The sequence below is a fragment of the Rhodanobacter sp. MP1X3 genome (assembly GCF_014207165.1).
Lineage (GTDB): Bacteria > Pseudomonadota > Gammaproteobacteria > Xanthomonadales > Rhodanobacteraceae > Rhodanobacter.
The window spans coordinates 1340050-1360709 of the sequence record NZ_JACHCO010000001.1 but is presented as its reverse complement, the minus strand read 5'-3'; the positions used below and the strand labels follow the sequence as shown (position 1 = coordinate 1360709).

The 20660-nt window shown below is 60.6% G+C and carries 12 protein-coding genes; 5 read left to right on the top strand and 7 right to left on the bottom strand.

What is annotated here, in order from left to right; genetic code table 11:
- Positions 1-164: 164 nt before the first annotated feature.
- A complete protein-coding gene (locus tag HDE79_RS05565; protein ID WP_184600872.1) occupies positions 165-1085 on the top strand; it encodes a cytochrome b/b6 domain-containing protein in 921 nt (306 codons plus the stop codon).
- Complete coding sequence (locus HDE79_RS05560; protein ID WP_184600871.1) at positions 1078-1833, top strand: molybdopterin-binding protein; 756 nt, start codon at positions 1078-1080, stop codon at positions 1831-1833. The genes HDE79_RS05565 and HDE79_RS05560 overlap by 8 nt, the downstream gene beginning before the upstream one ends.
- Before the next feature lie 34 nt (positions 1834-1867).
- Here HDE79_RS05560 and HDE79_RS05555 read toward each other — a convergent pair whose 3' ends face one another.
- The 5 genes from HDE79_RS05555 to HDE79_RS05540 form a co-directional block, all read right to left on the bottom strand.
- The gene (locus tag HDE79_RS05555) at positions 1868-3196 is read right to left on the bottom strand and encodes an MFS transporter (protein WP_184600870.1); all 1329 of its coding nucleotides are present in this window, start codon (positions 3194-3196) and stop codon (positions 1868-1870) included.
- 246 nt (positions 3197-3442) lie between these two features.
- Positions 3443-5368, bottom strand: a complete 1926-nt coding sequence (locus HDE79_RS05550) for an alpha-amylase family glycosyl hydrolase (protein WP_343205908.1) — start codon at positions 5366-5368, stop codon at positions 3443-3445.
- Positions 5365-7359, bottom strand: coding sequence for a TonB-dependent receptor (locus HDE79_RS05545; RefSeq protein WP_221440012.1), 1995 nt, complete (start codon positions 7357-7359; stop codon positions 5365-5367). Before HDE79_RS05545 ends, HDE79_RS05550 begins: the two co-directional genes overlap by 4 nt.
- Positions 7304-7912 carry a Plug domain-containing protein gene (locus HDE79_RS21790; RefSeq protein ID WP_221440011.1) on the bottom strand — a complete coding sequence of 203 codons (609 nt, stop codon included), beginning with the start codon at positions 7910-7912 and terminating at the stop codon, positions 7304-7306. Before HDE79_RS21790 ends, HDE79_RS05545 begins: the two co-directional genes overlap by 56 nt.
- Positions 7913-8181: 269 nt before the next feature.
- A complete protein-coding gene (locus HDE79_RS05540) occupies positions 8182-9195 on the bottom strand; it encodes a LacI family DNA-binding transcriptional regulator (protein ID WP_255488251.1) in 1014 nt (337 codons plus the stop codon).
- Positions 9196-9479: 284 nt separating this feature from the next.
- On the opposite strand from HDE79_RS05540, the gene HDE79_RS05535 reads away from it, so the two are divergent.
- On the top strand, positions 9480-11138 hold the full coding sequence (locus HDE79_RS05535) for a M28 family metallopeptidase (RefSeq protein ID WP_184600869.1): 1659 nt from the start codon (positions 9480-9482) through the stop codon (positions 11136-11138).
- Between the two features lie 53 nt (positions 11139-11191).
- Here the strand turns inward: HDE79_RS05535 and HDE79_RS05530 are convergent, their stop codons facing one another.
- Positions 11192-12865 carry an alpha-glucosidase gene (locus HDE79_RS05530; protein ID WP_184600868.1) on the bottom strand — a complete coding sequence of 558 codons (1674 nt, stop codon included), beginning with the start codon at positions 12863-12865 and terminating at the stop codon, positions 11192-11194.
- 448 nt (positions 12866-13313) lie between these two features.
- On the opposite strand from HDE79_RS05530, the gene HDE79_RS05525 reads away from it, so the two are divergent.
- Both HDE79_RS05525 and HDE79_RS05520 read left to right on the top strand, forming a co-directional pair.
- Positions 13314-16220 (top strand): TonB-dependent receptor, encoded by a 2907-nt coding sequence (locus HDE79_RS05525; RefSeq protein WP_184600867.1) that lies wholly within the window; start codon positions 13314-13316, stop codon positions 16218-16220.
- 140 nt (positions 16221-16360) lie between these two features.
- The gene (locus HDE79_RS05520) at positions 16361-17959 is read left to right on the top strand and encodes an alpha-amylase family glycosyl hydrolase (protein WP_255488250.1); all 1599 of its coding nucleotides are present in this window, start codon (positions 16361-16363) and stop codon (positions 17957-17959) included.
- Between the two features lie 104 nt (positions 17960-18063).
- Here HDE79_RS05520 and HDE79_RS05515 read toward each other — a convergent pair whose 3' ends face one another.
- Entirely contained in the window at positions 18064-20547 is a 2484-nt protein-coding gene (locus HDE79_RS05515) for a TonB-dependent receptor (RefSeq protein ID WP_184600866.1), read from the bottom strand.
- Positions 20548-20660 lie beyond the last annotated feature (113 nt).

Genomic DNA, 20660 nt, shown 5'->3' with positions numbered 1-20660 from the left:
GAAGCCGTCGGATTTCGGTCGTCAAAGTGACCCGTTCGGCCGCTCATTCAGCCAGACAGCACGTTTCAGAGCGCATTGCGGAGAAATCTCATGGCAAGACCCTGGCAAGCGCACACTGTGCTGAAGAACCGAACCGCTCACCCTGCTGATCGGAGGCATATGCCATGACGACTGAAAACGTGATCGTTGCGGACGCGCAGGTAATCGCGCCTCCTGCGCCCACGAAATCAAAACGTCTGGTCTACCGCCATTCGCTGCCGATCCGGTTGATGCACTGGATCAACGTGATCAGCCTGTCGCTGATGTTTTTCAGCGGGCTACAGATTTTCAACGCGCATCCCAGCCTTGCGTGGGGCAACTACAACAATCCGGACAAGCCACTGCTGTCACTGGAGGCCCGCGAAGATGCCAGCGGTAATCTGGTCGGCATCACCCGCATCGGCAAGCACGAATTCAATACCACTGGCGTACTCGGTGTTTCCAAAGGCCCCGATGGCACGCCAACCGCGCGCGGGTTTCCCTCCTGGCTTACGGTGCCCGGCCCAGGCTGGCTCTCGATGGGTCGGCAATGGCATTTCTTCTTTGCGTGGATCTTCGTACTCAATGGGCTTTGCTATATCGGCTATTCGCTGGCCAGGAAACACGTACAGCGGGACCTCTGGCCAACCAAGGCTGACTGGCGAGGCATTGGCAAATCGATCGCCGACCACGTGCGCTTCAGGCATCCACACGGTGAGGAAGCGCTGCGCTACAACATCTTGCAGCGACTGGCGTATCTGATCGTGATCTTCGTCTTCGGTATCGGCATCGTGTTGATGGGGCTGGCGATGTCGCCGCGGATGGATGCCGTACTGTCACCGATGGTGGAGTTCGTCGGCGGCAGGCAGGCAGCACGCACCATCCACTTCATCATCGCCTGGGCTTTCGTCGCGTTCGTGCTGATCCACGTATTCGAGGTGCTGATCAGCGGTGCGTTCAACCAGCTGCGCGGCATGATCACCGGCTATTACAAGGTGGACGTGGACCCAGTGAAAGTGGCTGGGCCCGAACCGGTTGTCGTGATCAAGGAGACGCCCCATGACTGATCGCCGAACGTTTCTGCGCATGGTCATCATGGGCACCGCCGGCCTGGTGGTCGCCGGCTGCGACAAGATCTCGCAGAGCAGCTGGGGACCGAAAGTACTGGGCAAGGCCCAGGGCTTGAACCGCCGCGTGCAAGCGCTGCTGTCCCCGTCCAGCGCGATGGCCAAGGAATACACCGAGGCCGACATCTCGCCGACCTTCCACCCCAACGGCACCACCATGCCGGACACACCCGAATATCAGGCGTTGATGGCGAACAACTTTCGCGACTACACGCTGAAGGTCACCGGCCTGGTCACGAAGCCAGGCGCATTCTCCATCGACGATCTGAAAAAACTGGATAACCGCACCCAGATCACCCGCCACGACTGCGTCGAAGGCTGGAGCGCGATCGGCAAATGGCAGGGTACGCAACTATCCGCGTTGCTCGATCACGTCGGCGTCGATCCGAAGGCGCGCTTCGTGGTGTTCCACTGCCTCGACAACATGGACGAAGACACGCCGTACTACGAAAGCGTCGACATCCAGGAAGCGCGGCATCCGCAGACCCTCCTGGCCTTCGACCTCAACGACAAGCCGCTGCCGGTTTCCAACGGTGCGCCGCTGCGCCTGCGCATTGGCCGTCAGCTGGGCTACAAGCAGGCTAAGTACATAGGAAGCATCGAGCTGGTCGAGTCCTTCGCCAAGATTGGCAGCGGCAGCGGCGGCTACTGGGAAGACCAGGGCTACGAGTGGTACGCCGGCATCTGAGGCCGCCAGCTGATTGGCCAGAACAATTGGACGTTTATACGGCCACGCCGCCCATCTCACGGAAACTGCCCGTTCGCACACGCAGCACCAGCGCAGCGGCCAACAGCAGGCCAACACCGGCCAGGCGAATCACGTTTTCCGGGTTGTCTGCCAGCACTCCGTGATAAAGCAGTGGGATTGTGATGATCTGCAGCAGCATCGGCGCCACGATAAAGATGTTGAACAGACCCATGTAGACCCCCGCTCGCTCGGGAGGAATGCTGCCAGCCAGCATCGCGTAGGGGTTGCCCATCATGCTGGCCCACGAAAGCCCCAGACCGATCATCGGTACGAATAGCAGCAGCTGGCTGTGAATCAACGGCAGTGCCAGCAGGCCCGCGCCGCCCAGCGTAAGGCACGCTGCATGCAGGCGCTGCGGGCCTATCCGGCGTGCCAGTGGGATCATCGCAAAAGCACTCACGAACGCCACGAAATTGTAGAAGCCGCCGATCTGGCCATTGATGAGTACCGCGTGGCTAAAACCAGCAGAGTCCGCCTCGGTGCTACCGAACAAAGTACGCGCCAGTGACAACGGCACGTATTCCCAGTAGCAGAACATCGCGTACCACTGGAACAGCATCATCACCGCCAGCTGACGCATGGTTGATGGCATCTGTCTTACGGCGGAGGTGATTTCGCCCAGCGTGGCTGCCAGTGATCGTGGCGCCGCGCGCATGCGCTGGCGCTCTTCATCGGACAATGGCAACTCGCGAGTGGTCAGCGTCGACCAGCCAATCGACACCACCGAAAACAGCGCACCAATCACGAACGCGGTTACCACCACATACGGAATGCCGTGTGCGTTGCGCGCGGCCAGATTCATGCCGAACAGCACCAGCAGCGACGGCGTCAGATAGGCCAGCGTCTGCGACAGCCCGGTGAAGGCACTCTGGGTGAGAAAACCCACCGCGTGCTGCGAGCTGTCCAGGCGATCACTGACAAACGCGCGATACGGCTCCATCGTCACGTTGTTGGCCGCGTCCAGTATCCACAGCAAGCTCGCAGCCATCCACAACGTCGGGCTGAACGGCATCGCCAGCAGGCATACACTGCAGATCAGTGCACCGATCAGAAAATAGGGTGTGCGCCGGCCCAGCCGCGAGTCGGTGCGATCGCTCATCGCTCCGATCAGCGGCTGCACCAGTAAGCCGGTGATTGGCCCAGCCAGCCACAAATACGGAAGGCTGCCGTCGTGCGCGCCCAGGTATTTGTAGATCGGGCTCATGTTGCTTTGCTGCAGACCAAAGCTGAACTGGATACCGAAGAAGCCGACATTCATGTTCAAAATCTGCCAGAAACGCAGACGAGGCTTGGGCGTGGACATTCTCTATCTACTCCGTCGACCGTTGTGTGGATGCAATCGTGCCGGAGCCAAAGGTATTGGCCAGTTCAACATCACCCGATGAAGCGTCATCCACGGAGACATGCCAAGGCTCGGAGCGGACCGTCTCAGCCGGCAAGATGCCGCGCCGGCTACCACTATGGCTGGCGAACTCCACCGGCTCATCGAACAGAACGCCAGCGGCACCGACGCAGCAGACCTGTCCGGTGCGCCATGCTCTGCATCAACTTAGTCATGTGTGCGGCTCCGCCACAGCGTAGCCCACGGTTGCAGCTTCCGCAGGTCACGCGATGACATCCCATCGGCACCTGACGCAAACAGATCCGACCATCCAGTCCCTACCCCCAACGATTCCAGATCGACCATCGCGTGGCTGGCAGAAAAATTGAATATGCCCAGCGCCTCGTCCCCACGTTGCACAATCAGCAGACCGGGGTTCGGGTGCGCAACGACAGACACTTTGCTGGCACTCGGCCAATGCTGGTGGCGACGTGCAGCGACCAACGCCGTTAGCGCGGCAAAAGTGGCAGCTGGCACACCTCGCCCACTCGACAGCGCAGCCAGTGCCTCGGCAGAGAGCGCTGGGCGCTGCAACCAGCGACCATCCAGCGCTACGCGCCCAGCGTCAGCCGGATCCTTATTGCTGTACTGACCCAACTCGTCGCCCATATAGATGAGTGGTACAGCACCGACCCAGAAGGCCAGCGCGTAAAGCAAAACGTAGCGGCGCAACGCTGCGGGCTGGATGTCGTCCAACATATGCTCTGGCAGCCCGACCAGAGCAGCAGCCATGCCGTTGCTACCGTGCACACCCTCTCCATCCAGCGTCTGAAAAGCTGCACCGCGCGCGAAACTGCCGGGTGTGCGACCTTCCAGATAGGCCGCTGCCGCACCGATGCGCCGCGAAAAATCTTCACCAGCAGCCTCCGCCAGTGGCCTCAACACGCCCCACACAATATCGTCGTGGCAGCGCACATAGGTCACCCATCCGCACGCCTCCGGTGGTGGCGGAGTGTCGGCAAGCAGCTGCCTCGGTAGCCCGGCGTGACCTTCGGCAAGTGCCGCCCACGCAGAGGCCATCAAGCCACTGTGATACGCCAGGTGGCACTCGCGCCCGCGCAGCTCATCACGACCGAAATAGGCGCTTACCTGCTCTGTGGGCACAATGGCTTCAGCCTTCAGCAACACACCCGGAGCGACCAATTCCACACAGGCACGTAGCGCGGCGAGTATTTGATGCACTTCAGGTTGGTTGATGCAGAGGGTACCGAGACGTTTCCAAAGGAATGGTGCGGAATCGAGCCGAAAAACTTTTACACCGCTATTGGCTAGTTGCAGCAGCGCGTGCGCTATCGCCGCGAAAACGGGTGGGTGGGCGTAGTTGAGATCCCACTGGAACGGATAGAACGTCGTCCAGACCCAGCCGCCCATGGCCGGTACCTGGCTAAAGTTGCCTGGCGCCGCCTGGGGAAACACTTCCCCCACCGTAGCCTCGTAGGCATCGGGCAGGATGCGATCGGGAAACACGTGGAAAAATTGGCGCATCGCCGGATCGCCGGCAGCCGCTGCTTGCGCCCAGGGATGATCATCGGCCACGTGATTGAGGACCAGATCGGCACACAGGCTTATGCCGGCTTCCTGGAGCTGCGATGCCAGCGTCTCCAAGTCGTCCATCGTTCCCAATGCCGGCTCCACATGTTCGAAGCTGGATACCGCAAACCCACCATCACTCTCGCCCTGGCGCGCCTGCAGGAAGGGCAGAAGATGCAGGTAGTCCACACCGAGCGCTCGCAGGTGGTCGATACGCTCACCCACGCCGGCAAGCGTGCCGCCGAATCGATCGACGTAGGCCGAATAACCCACCATGTGCTGCCGCAAAAACCAGTCCGGCTGCAGCGCACGTTGCTGGTCCAGCGCGACCAGCGCAGCGGGTCGGGCTGCCGCGAGTCGACCAAGGTCCTCGTACAGTGTGGTCATCCAGTCGGCGAATCCAGCGGTGCCCCCGTATACCGCGGCAAGCCGCTCGACCAGCGCCGACCCGACCCGATCAAACTGTCGCTCGGCGGCAGCCCGATGCGCGACGCTAAACATCGAGACAAATCGCTGGCGCAGCGCGGCCAGCTCGAACGTCTCCTGGTGGTGCGCTTCACTCACAGGCTATAGCGCCAGCTGGCGAATACCGTTCGACCGAGGATCGAACGAGCCGTGTTCAATCCGTTGGTGGTCACGCCGCCTGGACTCTGGTCGATTTCGGTCAACCCGACAGCGTTGAAGAGGTTGTCCGCCTGCAGCGACACGGTCATGCGCGAGGTGATGTCGTAGCGGACAAACGCATTGACCTGGGTATAGCCCGGCATCACCAATCCATTTGGCTGAGCAGCGTAAGACTTGGTGGTGCCAATCACCGTGGCGCCGACCGTTACCGGGCCGAAGCGATAGCTGGGATTGAGCTGCCACACCCAGTGCGCCTGGCGCTGCGGCTCGTCATCGACGTCGTCCGGAGTGATCTCATCCTTGGTGATCTTCGAGTCGGTGTAGGTCACACCGCCGCGCACGCTGAAATCACCGTAGTCAAGCGAGCCCTCCACCTCAACGCCCTTGGACTTGTAGTCGCGATTGATGATCGGATTGGACGGTATCGTGACGTCCTGGTTGGTCTCCTGAGTGGTCGCGTAGAAACCGGTGACGAACAAGCTGGTGTGCTGCGTGCTCCACTTCACGCCGACCTCGTCCTGCTTCACCACGTTCACCGCCACCGCCGACGGCACCGTGCCATCAGGTAGCACGCCGCCACCGAACAGCAATCGATCGGAGTTGAAGCGAGCGCCGTCGCTGATGCGCGCAAACAAGGCTACCTCGGTGTTGATCAGGTAGTTGGCGCCAAAGGAGTATTCCAGGTGCTTCTTGTCGTAATTCACCGGCGAGGCATTGGCAAGATTGACCACCTGAACGTTCTGCTCCGGCGCTTCGATGATGCCGTCGCCGTTAACATCCAGCGGGACCGTCGACGCGCTCGCATAGCTGCCGTTGGCTTTCATATAGTCGTAGCGCACGCCACCATCAAGCTGCCAGCTGCCCGGCTGCCAGCTCAGCGACAGGTATGGCGCATCCATCTTGTAGTCGACGTCCAGATAGCGAGTGCAGCAGTTGCCGAACACCGGCTGACCATAAGCCACCAGACCATTTTGCGTGACAGCCTGACCGGCCGCGTTGTAGACGTTGAGCAGCACCGCGTCCTTGCCCTGCACGGTTTCCAGATACTGGTTCCAGTGCCAGTCCTGCTCGATGGTCTGATCGGAATGGTAATAGCCGAACAGCAGGTTCAACGGGCCGTTGTTCGTATCGAACGAGCGCTTGAGGGTGAGGTTGTTGGTGGCATTGTTCATGTTGGGCAGCGACACATTGAACAACAGCGTGTTCGAAACCAGTCCATTGCCGCCTACGTTGGCCGCGTTGACGGCCTGCCCGGCCTTGGGGCCGGTGGCATAGGCCAGCGTGGCGCCGGTACCACCGAGAGCTTGGGCTGCAGACGCAGCAGTTTGCACCGAACCCGGATACGGTCCGACGAAATCACCGGAGTTGTTGGCGATGCGGAACTGCTCATCCAGTTTCCAGCCATCACCGAGGCTGAATTCGCCGAGGCCGCCAATGGCGGCCACCTTGGAATGGTAACCATCCGAAATGTTGGTGAAGATCCGGTCGCCATTGGCGCCGACCGCGAGGTCATGCAGGAAGTACGGCGACTGCAGCGCGCCGCTCTGGATATTGAAGCCGGGCAGCGAGTTCACGCTCGGATTGCTGTTGCTGCCGGTGATCGACAGCGGCACCGGCAGATACACCGGCGACTTGTCGTCCAGCAACTGGAAATTCAGTCGCAGGAATCCACCATCGATGTCGTGGGTCACATTCCCCATCAGCTGGCCACCCTTCTGGGCGTCGTAACCGACGTCCTTCTGACCGGTGCCGTCACGCAGATAGCCGCCGATATGGAAGCGCGTTGTGTCGGAAATCGGCTGACCGTAGTCAAAGTCCAGCCGCTTGGCATCGTAGTTGAGGCCTGTGGTGATGCCGATGTCGCCACCCTGCTGCTCACCCGTCTTGGTGATGAAGTTGATCACCGCACCCGGTGCGTTGCTGGCGAACACCGACGAAGATCCGCCGCGGACGATCTACATGATCGATGTTGTAGTCCGGGCGCAGGAAAGTGTCAGGCGTGGCAAAAGAGATGTCGCCGAATTCCAGCACTGGCATGCCATCGACCTGGAACTGCACGTACTTGCCGCCGCCGGAAGCCACCGGAAGGCCGCGCACCGAAATATTGGCATTGCCGTCGCCACCGGAGGACTCGGCGCGAATACCGGGAATGTTGCGAAGAATGTCTGCAGCGTTCTGCAGGCCGCTGTCGCTGATCTGATCGGCCTCCAGCGAGCTGACGGAAACGCTGGAGCCCATTTTGGTCAATGCACCTGGCGACGCGGTAACCACGGTCTCGTCCAGGTTGACCGCCTTGTTGTGATCGGACTTGTTCTGCTCTTGCTTGCTCTGGCTGGCTTTGCCTTGATCCGATCCGGCGGTGCTGCCAGGTGCCTGCGGACCTGGTTCTCCGCTTGAAGTGCTTTGCGCCGTCGCGGCCACCGGTATCAAGGCCAGCATCACGGCAGCGGCAAGTACATGCTTGCGAATCACGTCAGTTTTCATCGCGCATCCCCTTCGAGTTATGAAGCAGGCATGCGTTCGACTTCGCGCGTGCCTGACCTAGTGTTTCGATCCCCGGGGAGCATGCTCGACTTTAATGCAATCGATTGCAATTTGCGCTGCAACATCACAAAAAAAGCTTCCATTAAGTACTTTCCACGAAAATATCGGCACGGAAAAATGCAAGTAATGGGAACGATTGCAGTCGGCATGGCGTCGACCAGGACTCACTACGTCGCCCCTGATCGATTCAGCAAAAATATTGCGTTGCGTCAGTACGCAGCCTTCGCCTGACTGCTTTCCCGCACGATCAGCTGGGTTTCCAGCGGAGCCGAGACCGGCAAAGACTGCCCTTTGATCAAGCTTAAAAGCGTCTCCACCAGCCGCCCACCGGCTTCATGGATGGGCTGTCGCACCGTAGTGATGGGTGGATTGAAATACGCCGCCAGCTCAACGTCGTCATAGCCCACTACGGCGACGTCCGCCGGGATGCGACGACCTCGCTCGCGCAGTGCGCCGATGGCAGCCATCGCCAGCAGATCACTGCTGGCGAAAACTGCATCCAGCGTCGGGTTGGCATCGATCAAGGCCAGCATCGCCTTGCGTCCACTGTCGGCCAGAAACGATGCCGCTGCGCGCTGCTGCTCCAGCAGCGGCAATACGTTCTTGCGCAGGCACTGTGCAAAACCACGATAGCGCTGGGCGACTTCGGGCAGACCCGCATCACCGAGAAACACCATACGTCGACGGCCCTGAGCAAGCAGATGCTCAGCCACCAGACGGCCTCCAAGGACGTTGTCACCACCCACAATGCAATAATTCTGATGCGGCAGGCGCGCGCCCCAAACCACCATGGGCAAACCACGTTCTGCCATGGCGTTCAGCTGATCGTGATGACGCCACTGCCCGATCAAAATCAGCCCTGCGGCACGGCCGCCATCGATCAATGCCGCCGCCATGTCGAGCCGATCAGCATCCATGCGCGACAGCAGCATCTCGTAACCGCGCTCGGTAAGCGCATCAGCAAGGCTACCGATGATTCCATGCAGGAACGGATCGGCAAAACTCTGGCGACTGGCCATCTCATAAGGAACCACGACAGCGATCGTGCGCTTGACGCCGGAACGCAGGTTGGTCGCCACGCTATTGATGGTGTAGTTGAACTGGCGAGCGAGCGCCTGTATGCGTTCTCGCGTCTCCTCGTTGATCAAGGCGCTACCGCTCAGTGCGCGCGACACCGTTGAAGTCGACACGCCGGCCAGCCTCGCCAGATCGGCCATCTGCATACGCTGACGCGGAGCATTTGAGTTGCTTTGCCGGGATTTTGTTAACCGGCTCATCGGACGACAACACGCCATGTGCCCGTCAAGTCGCACGGCAAATTCGATAGACAAAAGAAAAATGAAAGCATGAGTAGGAGCATAACGGATCGGAGGCTTGGCGATTCGCGCGCATCATTGCGCGCAACCCGTCGCATCGCCTTGGCCGCGAAGGCACACCCTCGTACGGGTAGACCCGCGTTGGTCAGTTGCCTACTATCGATGCGGATTCCACAGACAGGTAGCTGCTCTTGAAACGACTGATTCTTTCCACGCTCACCTTGGCCGTATCGACGGCTCTGATGGCTGCTGCCGTCCCCTCACCGACCTTCGATCCACATCGTCTCTCCGAAGAGGACAAGGTACTTTCGTCGGACGCGTTCGAAGGTCGCGGCCCGGCCACGCCCGCCGAAACCAAGACGATCGACTACGTGGTTTCGCAGATGAAGGCCGCGGGCCTGCAGCCCGGCGGTGACCTGACCAACGGCAAACGCGCCTGGACCCAGGCCGTGCCGCTATTGCGCACCGAGATCATCGGCACACCCGCACTCAGCGTGTCGATCGACGGCAAGGCGCAGTCACTGACCCAGGGCAACGAGATCGCGGTGCGCGCGCCGATGGACGGCTCGACGTCCGTGGCGATCGCCAACGCGCCGCTGGTCTTCATCGGCTACGGCGTCAAGGCGCCGGAGCGTCACTGGGACGATTTCAAGGGCATCGACCTGCACGGCAAGATTGCCGTGGTGCTGATCAACGACCCCGACTTCGAAACCGGCGTCGGCGACTTCGGCGGCAAGGCGATGACCTACTACGGCCGCTGGACCTACAAATACGAGGAAGCCGCGCGTCAGGGCGCGCTCGGCATGCTGGTGATACACGAAACCGCGCCGGCCTCGTATGGCTGGAACACGGTGAAGAACTCCAACACCATCACCATGTTCGATATCGTGCGTGACAAACCAGCCGCGGTGCATCCGCAGCTGGAAGCATGGATCCAGCGCGACCTCGCCGTCGATATGTTCAAGCGCGCCGGACTCGATTTCGAGGCGCTGAAAAAGCAGGCACAGACACGCGAATTCAAGCCGGTGACGTTGAAGGGCGAGAGTTTCTCGGCCAATTTCAAGGTCGATTCCAAAGTCATTACCTCGCACAACATCGTCGGCCGCATCGACGGCAGCAAACATCCCGACCAAACGGTCATCTACAGCGCGCACTGGGATCATCTCGGCGTCGGCCAACCCGATGCGAAAGGTGATCGCATCTACAACGGCGCCGTCGACAACGCTACCGGAACGGCAGCGCTGATCGAGCTGGGTCGAGCCTTTGCCAAGGCGCCACGACCGGAACGCTCGGTGGTATTCCTCAACGTCACCGCCGAAGAAAAGGGTCTGCTGGGTTCGGAGTATTACGCAGCCAAGCCGCTGTATCCGCTGGCAACCACCGTCGGCGTGATCAATATGGACGCGCTCGATCCGCACGGCCCGTCGCGCAACTTCACCATCTCGGGCAGCGCCAAACTCGGGCTACTGGACGATCTGATCGCCGATGCGAAAAAATTCGGCATGGTCTACAGCCCGGACCCGAAGCCGGAGGCAGGACACTTCTTCCGTTCCGATCACTTCTCGTTCGCCAAGCGCGGCGTGCCGGCGATCTCCTTCGGTTCGGGTAATGACTGGGTCGATGGCGGCATCGCCGCCGGCAAGGCCGCCGAAGACGACTACACCGCCAAGCGCTACCACCAGCAGGGCGACGAGTGGCAGGCCGACTGGCCGTTCACCGGCATGGCCCGCGATCTGCAGGTGCTCTATGTGCTGGGTAGCGACCTGGCCAACTCCAACCAGTGGCCGGACTGGAGCCAGGACTCCGAATTCCGCGCCACCCGCGACAAGACAGCAGCCGATCGCAAGTAGTCGGTAACTGCAGCGAAAATAAAAAGCCACTCCCGCATCGGAGTGGCTTTTTTTCAGCTTCTTTCAACAGTCGCGTGGTGAAAGCTGCTCGTAGCTTCGCGGATATCCGACGGCTGCAACGATGCAAACCACAGGCCGTATCCAGGCAAGCGCAGTTGCCCATCATGAAGCGAGCCCTGTAGCAGACCATGCCCGCTCAGAGCCTCGGGAAGGCTATTGGTCGGCACGCGAATATCGATGGCGGCATCGGCGAGGTTGAACACTGCCAGCAACGTCTCACCCTGGAAACTCCGAGTGAACGCAAGGATGGGCTCCGCCATCTCGATGAACTGGATATCACCCCAGCGCAGCGCCGGCTGCGACTGCCGCCAGTGCATGAAGGCGCGAAAGCCATTGAGTACGGAATGCGAATCAGCTTCCTGTCGGCTCACGGCGCTCGCGCGATGCTCTTCCGCCACCGGCAACCACGGCGTGCCATCGCTGAAACCGGCGTTTGCGCTATCGCTCCAGGGCATCGGCGTGCGACAGCCATCGCGCCCCTTGAACTGTGGCCAGAAGGCGATGCCGTAAGGATCACGCAGCGCATCGAACGGCAAATCGGCTTCGGTCAGCCCCAGCTCCTCGCCCTGATAGACGCAGACCGAACCACGCAATGAACAAACCAGCGCCGTAAGCAGGTTGGCCAGCGGCACGGCAGGCTTGCCCTTGCCCCAACGCGAAAGCACACGTTCCACGTCATGGTTGGAGATGGCCCAGCACGGCCAGCCTTCGGTCATCCGCGACTCGAGTGTCTGCACTGTGTCGCGGATATAGCCCGCGCTGAAATCGTCGGTCAGCAGCTCGAAGCTGTAACCCATGTGCAGCCGATGACGCTGGGTGTATTCGGCCATCGTCGCCAGCGAATCCTCCGAGGAAATTTCGCCCAGCGCTGCGACATCTGTATAGCCATCCATCAAAGCACGCAGTTCGCCGAGAAAGGCCAGGTTTTCCGGCTGCGTGTTGTTGTAGTAGTGATACTGGAACGCGTAGGGATTATCCGGACTGAAACCGCGGCCGATGCGCTTCTCTTTCGGCTTGGGCGGGTTGTCGCGCAGCTGGCGATCATGGAAGCAGAAGTTGATCGCATCCAGGCGCACACCATCGACGCCTTTGTCCAGCCAGAACCGCACGCTATCGAGTATCGCTGCGCGCACCTGCGGATGATGAAAATTCAGATCCGGCTGCGCTGCCAGAAAATTGTGCAGATAGTACTGGCCACGCCGCGGCTCCCATTGCCAGGCCGAACCGCCGAACAGCGACAGCCAGTTGTTCGGTGGACTGCCGTCATCGCGCGCATCGGCCCACACGTACCAGTCCGCTCTCGCATTGTCGCGACTTTCGCGACTCTCACGAAACCACGCGTGCTCGACCGATGTATGACTGAGCACCTGGTCGATCATTACTTTCAGGCCGAGCCCATGCGCCTTGGCGAGCAGACGATCGAAATCCGCCAGCGTGCCGAACAAGGGATCGACGTCACGATAGTCGGCAATGTCATAACCGAAATCAGCCATCGGCGACTTGAAGAATGGCGAAATCCAGATCGCATCCACGCCGAGGCTCGCCACGTAGTCGAGCCGATCGATGATTCCCGGCAGATCGCCCACACCATCGGCGTTGGTGTCGAGAAAGCTGCGCGGATAGATCTGATAGATGACGGCACCGCGCCACCAGCATGCGTCGGACATTGAACAAAACCCCATGACATGAACCGGCCGTGCCATGCAGGCGCTCGTCGGCGAATGGCAGCAGCTTAGCGGCAGCCTCGTGACATCACGCAGGGGTCTGCATACGTATTCATTCGTGCTGCGATTGCGTCACGCCATGGAGCGGACAGGTCGAACAGCTCTCCGGAAATATCGGGCAGATGCCCGGAACATCGCCTACGGCAAGCCGTTTGCAGAACCATCGCTCATCCAGAAACTCGAACAGCGCGCATCATGCTGCACTGCGATCTGTCGTTTGGTGCAGCCGTGATGAATACGTATGCAGAAACTGGTGACTCGTGGAATGCCGGCCCTACCATGCCGGCACGCCGCTGGAGATCACCAACCAGTGCAATCTGCCACCATCGCAAACAGGCATGGGGTAGCAAGCGTCCAAGCAACAACGACATTTTCGTGGGGAGACGAGAACATGCTACTGAAACGCAACGTGATGGCCGTGGCGCTGATATCTGCCGGGATGTGCTTCACCGCTGCCGTCAAGGCGACGCCCACCGATAACAACACCGCGCCGGCCAACACACCCGCAACGCCGGCCGCCCAGGCATCCGCGCCGCAGGATGCCAGTGGGCCGGCAAGCAGTGATCCGAAAAAGAAAGACACCAGCAAAGACAAACTCGCCAAGAGCCTCGACGCGATCACGGTCACTGGCTACAGCAAGGGCGCCGAGGCTGCAATCGACATCCAGCGTTATGCTGACACCATCCAGAACGTAGTGACGTCTGCAGACATCGGCGGCTTGCCGGACCAGTCAATCGCCGACTCGCTGACGCGCCTGCCTGGCGTGAGTGCCGAACGCATCGCAGGCCAGGCATCGCAGATCAATATCCGCGGCCTCTCGGGCAACTTCATCCAGACCACGCTTGATGGTCGCGAGCAGCCCTCGACCAGCGGCAGCAATTACATCCAATTCGACCAGTACCCGTCCGAGCTGATCAACATGGCCACGGTGTACAAGTCCTCGCAGGCGTCGCTGGTCACCGGCGGCGTGGCCGGCACCATTGCCATGCAGACGGCCGATCCTCTGCAGGCTCCCAAGGAGCAGAACCTCAACCTCGACGCACGCGGCAGCTACGACGGCACCGCGCACGACGTGTCTGGTGCCAACGCGCTTGGCTATCGCCTGAGCGCTGCCTACCAAGGCAAGTTCCTCGACGATACGCTGGGTGTTGGCCTGGGCGTGGCGCAGATGTACCAGCCGCATGTGTCTGAGCAGTTCGTGGGCGAGGCTTCCGATGGCGCGGTCTACAAGATGAACTCCAGCGCCAACTCGCCCTCGGGTTACCTGCCCGAGGGCATTCAGTTGCAGCAGAACGGCGGCGAAGAGCGTCGTACCGGTGAAGTCGCCACCATCGTGTGGAAGCCCACCGATGAGCTGAAGTTCACCGGCGACGGTTTCTACTCCAAATTCGACAACGAGTCGTTCGGCTATGGCCTGCGCTCGCAGAACTTCTACGGCAACAACGCGCAGATCACCAACCCGGTGTTCAGCTCACTGGGTACACTGATCGGCGGCACGGTAAGCAGCAATCCGACCGGCGTTGGCGGCAACCAGTTCTCCAATGAGACCACCGCCGATAATTACTCGACCACCACCAATGTGCTCTCCGGTGGCCTGAACATGAAGTGGGATCACGACCGCTGGCACGTCGATGCCGACGTTTCACTGTCGCGCGCGACCAGCAACGACATCAACGTGGATACCACGGCCGATCCGTACAGCGGCTTGGGCACGGCCAATCCGCAGCTGATGCCGCAGTCGGTGACGTACATGCTGAAGGGTGGCAACATCGGCACGGCGTCGTTCGCCAACCCTGGCCTGTACACCAACCTCAACGACATGGGGTTATCGCGTTACGGCGTGTACCCATACATCTATCACGACAAGATGAAGGCATTCCGCACCAGCGTGAAGTACGACCTGCCCGACAGCTCCTGGCTGTCGGCGCTGGAAGCTGGTGTCTATCTGAACAACCACAACTACGAGGCCGACCGCGAGGCTTACGTCTACGGTTCGGAGTGGAACACCTCGCCGGTGGCGGGCGAGCCGCCACTGAGCATTCCGGCAGCTGACGCCAAGGTCACCTGCTGGAAGGGTCAGTTCTCCGGCCTGCCGTGCTTCCTGACGCTCAATGCACCGGCCATCCTGGCGGCGCACGGCATCACCGCCAACCCGGTGAAGGACATCAACACCCAGAACTGGACGTACGTCCAGAGCGGCACAGTCGAAGAGAAGACCCACGACCTGTTCTTCATGGCCGACATCGACGCCCAGGTGTTCGGCCACGAACTGACCGGCAACGTCGGCGTGCGCGTCTCGCATCAGTCGCAGTACAGCAACGGTCTGCAGCAGGTGGGCAATGGCGCGGGCATTCCGATCACCGATGGCAATGGCTACACCAGCGACGACTTCGCGCCGCTGACCGTCGGCAAGACCTATACCGACTACCTGCCTTCGCTGAATCTGATCTATCACCTTACCGACGACGACCAGATGCGCTTCTCGGCCGCCAAGGTGCTGTCGCGCCCGCCGATCGACCAGATGCTGGCCGGTGCCGGCTCGTATATAACCAACGGCCAGTACAACGTGTACGGCGGTACCAGCCCCCTGCTCAACCCGCTGCGCGCCACGCAGTACGACCTCGACTACGAGCACTATTTTGACGATTCGTCAGGCGCGCTCACCGCAGGTGTGTTCTTCAAGGACGTGAAGTCGTTCATCCAGCAAGTCACCTACAACAACTACGATTTCGCCGCGGCCGGCATCACCGTGCCGATCGACCCGACCACCGGCGTGCCCTACCAGAACGGTGAATTCCAGACAGCCTATAACGCCAAGGGCGGCTTGGTGCGAGGCCTCGAACTGTCCGGCTCGAAGACGCACTTCCTGCCGGGTATCTGGAGCGGACTGGGTGTGGACGGCAACTTCGCGCTCACCTCGAGCACGGTGCGTAACCCGACCACCCTCGGTGGCCCAACCACCTATGTCGGCCTGCCGGGCCTGTCCAAGCGCGTGGCTAGCATGGCGGTGTTCTACGACTACGGCCCGTTCTCGGCACGTCTGTCGGGCAACTACCGTTCGGCGTTCCTCTCCGATACGCAGCTCTCAGTAACCAACCAGCTGGTGACCTTCGCCGGGGAGACGGTGTTCGACTTCCAGGCGTCGTATAACGTCACCAAGCAGTTGAGCGTGGTCTATCAGTTGCTCAACCTGAGCAACCAGCCGACGCGTACCTACTTCGGCGGCAACCCCCAACAGACCGGCACGATCCAGTATTTCGGTCGTACGTCTTACGTGGGTTTGAACCTCAAGCTGTAATCCAGGCCGGGCATCTTCTCTCACGATGCCCGCTTTGCTTCTCCCCGTCCGGTCCTGGGGCTCTGCCCCTCGGGGCCGGTTTTTTTTCGGCGGATTCCGGCTTGCTGTAGCACTATCCGCTAGTGTCCCCGGGAGGTTATATGCCAAAGCACCGCTCCTTTCTGCGCAGCATGCTCGCCGGATGGTTCGCTACCATGCTCGGCGCACCGGTTTGTTTTGCGCATACCCCATCAGCGCCAGCCCATCACGATGCACGGACAGTCGCGGCACATGGCGAACCATCGTCCGGCGTCTATTACGAGATTTTCGTGCGCGCATTCGCCGACAGCAACGGTGACGGCGTAGGCGATCTCAATGGCATCACGGCCAAACTCGATTACCTGAAATCGCTGGGCGTGAGCGGCCTTTGGCTGATGCCGATCAACCCGACGCCGAGCTATCACGGCTACGACATCACCGACTACTACGGCATCAATCCGCAGTACGGCACGGCGGCCGATTTTCAGCACCTGTTGAGCGAAGCGCACAAGCGCGGTATCGCGGTGATCATCGACCTGGTGATCAACCACAGCAGCGACCAGCATCCCTGGTTCAAGTCAGCCGTTGATCCAAAGAGTCGGTATCACGACTGGTACAGCTGGTCGAATGCGCAAACCGACCTGGGCGCTATCAGCGCCACCGACACACCGGCATGGCACGCTATCGGCGACCAGCATTACCTTGGCGTTTTTACCCGCGCGATGCCCGATCTCAACTACGACAGCCCCGCCGTGCGTCAGGAGATGATCAAGCTCGGTCGTTTCTGGCTGGACAAGGGCGTGGATGGTTTCCGGCTGGACGCGGCCCAGCACATCTACTTCGACCTCAAGTCGCAGAAGAACGATCCGAAAATCCTGGCCAAGAACATCACTTGGTGGTCGGATTTCCGTCACGGTATCGATGCCGTGAAACCCGATGCCTACGTCGTCGGCGAAGTGGCGCGCGACAGCGCCGAAGAAATCGCACCCTACTTCAAGCCGCTCAGCGCAGCATTCGATTTCCCACTGGCCAAGCAGCTGATCGACAGCGCCAAAAGCGAGCGCGCCGGCGATCTCGGTGCACTGCTCGATCGCACCGAAACCGCGTATCGCAAAGTGACCGGAAAGTCCGGCGTCGATGCGCCTTTCCTGTCCAACCACGATCAGGATCGAGTGATGAGCCAGCTCGATGGCAACGCGCAGCACATGCGCATGGCCGCCGCGATGCTACTGACCCTGCCCGGCCATCCTTTCATCTATTACGGCGAGGAACTGGGCATGCGCGGGCAGAAGCCCGACGAAAATATCCGCGAGCCGATGCGCTGGCATCGCGATGATCATGGCGCCGATGAAACGCGCTGGAAAACCTTCAGCGCTGGCGATGGTCCCGACATCTCGGTAGATGCCGAGCAAACCAACACCGATTCACTGCTGAAGTACTACATCACGTTGATCGGCTGGCGCCGTCAGATCAGCGCATTGCGCGACGGCACACTAAGCAACTGGCCGCAGGCCAATCCACAGATTGTCGCGTGGCAACTGCGCGATGCACACAGCCGCGTACTGGTGGTACACAACCTCTCGGGGACAGCGCAGACCGTCGATGTGACGCATGCGACGGGACATCGTTTCGGTGCCTTGCAAGAGCAAAGCAACCCAGGCATCACATTAACTCAGGGGCAGCTGCAGATGCCGCCCTACAGCAGCGCGATCGTGCGCTGAAATCGTTGCCGGCAACTCTGTTCAAAACAAAAGGCCTCTCCCAAATCGGGAGAGGCCTTCATGTTTGCGCTGACACACTTTGCGGTTGAACGATTCCGCGGGACCTAAAAGAAGCTTGCCGAGAACGTCACGAAAAACTGCCGTGGCGGAATCGGATAAGTGTTGTAGGTTCCCGATGCCGCTCCGACCACCACCTCGTACGTGCCCTTCTTCTGTAGCAGGTTGCTGACGTTCAAGCTGATCTTGGCGTCGTGCAGAATGCCGAAGGAACCCGGTATCGCATAGCTGGCCTGCGCGCTGAGCAGGAAGTAGCTCGGCACCGACAAATCGTTGGTATAGGTCGCATAGACCTTGCCGACATAGTCACCGACCAGCTGGCCGCTGATCGCACCGTAGTTCGCGCTGAGGATGAACTTGTTCAACCACTCCGGGCTGCCCGGCACATTCTTGCCGGAGGTCGGCACGACCGTAGTGCCGCTGAGATAGTTGTCGTTGTACTGCGACTGGTTGTACGACAGCGCATCGTAAAAGCTGAAGTGATCGCCAAAGTGCAACGTGCCCGCGATATCCACGCCGTTGGTCGTCACGCTGCCCACGTTGGCGATGATTGGCGCACCACCGACGATGGACGAAATCACCGGCGTCGGGCTGATCGACAGCAGGCGGTTGGAGAAGTCGACGTGATAGACGCTGACCTGGCCGTCTATACCGCTGATCGGACCGAAATTGAAATCATGCTGCGAACGCAGGCCCAGCTCTTCGGTCCATGAAGTTTCCGGCGATACGTTCTGCTTGAACTGCTCGAACGCGGCCTGGCTACCCAGGCTCCACGGTGACAGTCCACCCGCACCGTAGGTAATGAACTGGCGCGTGTTTTTCTGCACGTTGGCGAATAGCTGATCCTGGCTGGTGATATCCCAGGTCGCACCCACCTGCGGCAGAAACTTCTGTCGCGTATCGATCGTGCCTACCGGCAGCTGGGTGACACCCACGGTCGAACCCGGTAGCGGCTGCGTTGGTACCTGACCATTGGCGAACTGGAAGCTCGATTTGAAGCCGGCCTGCAGGGTGATTTCCGGCGTAATGAACCACTGATCGGACACGTACGGCTGCACGACCTGGGTACGATTCTCGACGTTGTACTGCGTGATCAGCGGCTGCAGGCTGTCGTTGGGACGCTGATACGGCGACGTTGGATCGTTGACGTCGAGCGCATACCAGCGACGGTACTGGCCCGAACGATTCAGCTCATACCAGACGCCCGCATCAAGCTGGTTGTTGCCGGCCACCCAGTCCACGCTGGAGAGAAAGCCGCGGCGGTTGATGTCGTATTCGGTCGTGCGCGTGGCGTAACCCGAATTGCCGAATACCTGCTTGAGGTTCTGACCCGGGTAGTAAACGCTGAATAATGCGGGCAACCCGGCCACCTGGATCGGACCGGCGACCACACCGACGCCGTCATTGTGGTGGTAGTAAATCTGGTTGGACCAGGTGACGCCGTCACTGATTTTCCAGTCGTACTTGGCATACGTCAGATAATCGGTGCGCTGGGCGTCGCTGTAGTAGTTGCGATAGTTGTTGCCCGCCGACGCGGGCGGCGCGCCATTGGCACCGAGGTAGGCCAGCGCATAGGGAAAGTTTGGATAAGTGAAAGCACGCGTATAGGGCAGCACCGTGCCCTGGCCTGCAGCTGTGCCGTGATAAATGCTGTCCTCGTTTGGCTCGACCTTGTCCGAGTAATCGGCAAACAGGGTGAGCTTGCCATTGCTGTCGTCATGGACGAATTTGCCGTCAGCCTGCACACCGCGCTGATGACCAGCGAAATCCCATGCGCGCTGGTCCTGATTGACGATGGAGCCATAGGCCGAGTTGCCGTCGCCGAAGTTGCCGGTGTCATAGCGCAGATACGTGCGCGAGGTCGAGTAGCTGCCGAAGGTTTGTGCAAATTTGAGGCCCGCTTCCTTGGCTGGGTCGCTGGAAAGCGTGGTGACCGTGCCGCCCAGATTGGAGGTCGATGCTGTCGACAGGTCGCCCGCACCGGATGCCAGAGTCACCGAGCCGACGTCCTCGCTGATCACCGCACGCTGCGGCGAGAGACCGTTGTAGTTGCCGTACTGCTGATCGCCCAGCGGTACGCCATCCATCGTGTAGCCCAGCTGCTGCGTGCTGAAACCATGCACGAACAGCTGCGTGTTCTGTTCGTTGTTGCCCCACGGATCGGCCGTGAGATAGAGCACGCCAGGCAGGGTCTGGATCGCTTTCAACGGGCTGGCGCCGGGCTGGATTTTCTGGATTTCCTTGCCGGTCAGCGACACCGCCGAGCGCGTGCTCTTGGCGCTTACGACTACCGAGTCGAGCTGCTTGGCCGACGCGCTGGAACTGGATGCCGGGGCGTCCTGTGCAGCCGTCGGAGCGGCTGCAGGCGCAACGCCTGCCGGGGTGACATCGGCGGGCGTCGCCAGCACTTCGGTCGCGCCCACGTTAGTGGCAATCCATGGCGCGGTTATCAAGGCGGTGGCGATGGCGGCGGCGAGCAGCCGGGCACGGTACGGCCGCACGAAAGATCGCGCGGGTTCTAACTTCAACATTTTGCGGCCTCCAATGACGCGGCCGGCACAACGCACGGCCGCCATACAACGCCGGCCCTCAGGCCCGACGCAACATCCTGCGAATGCTAGGCAGGCGGTATGTCATGGCGACT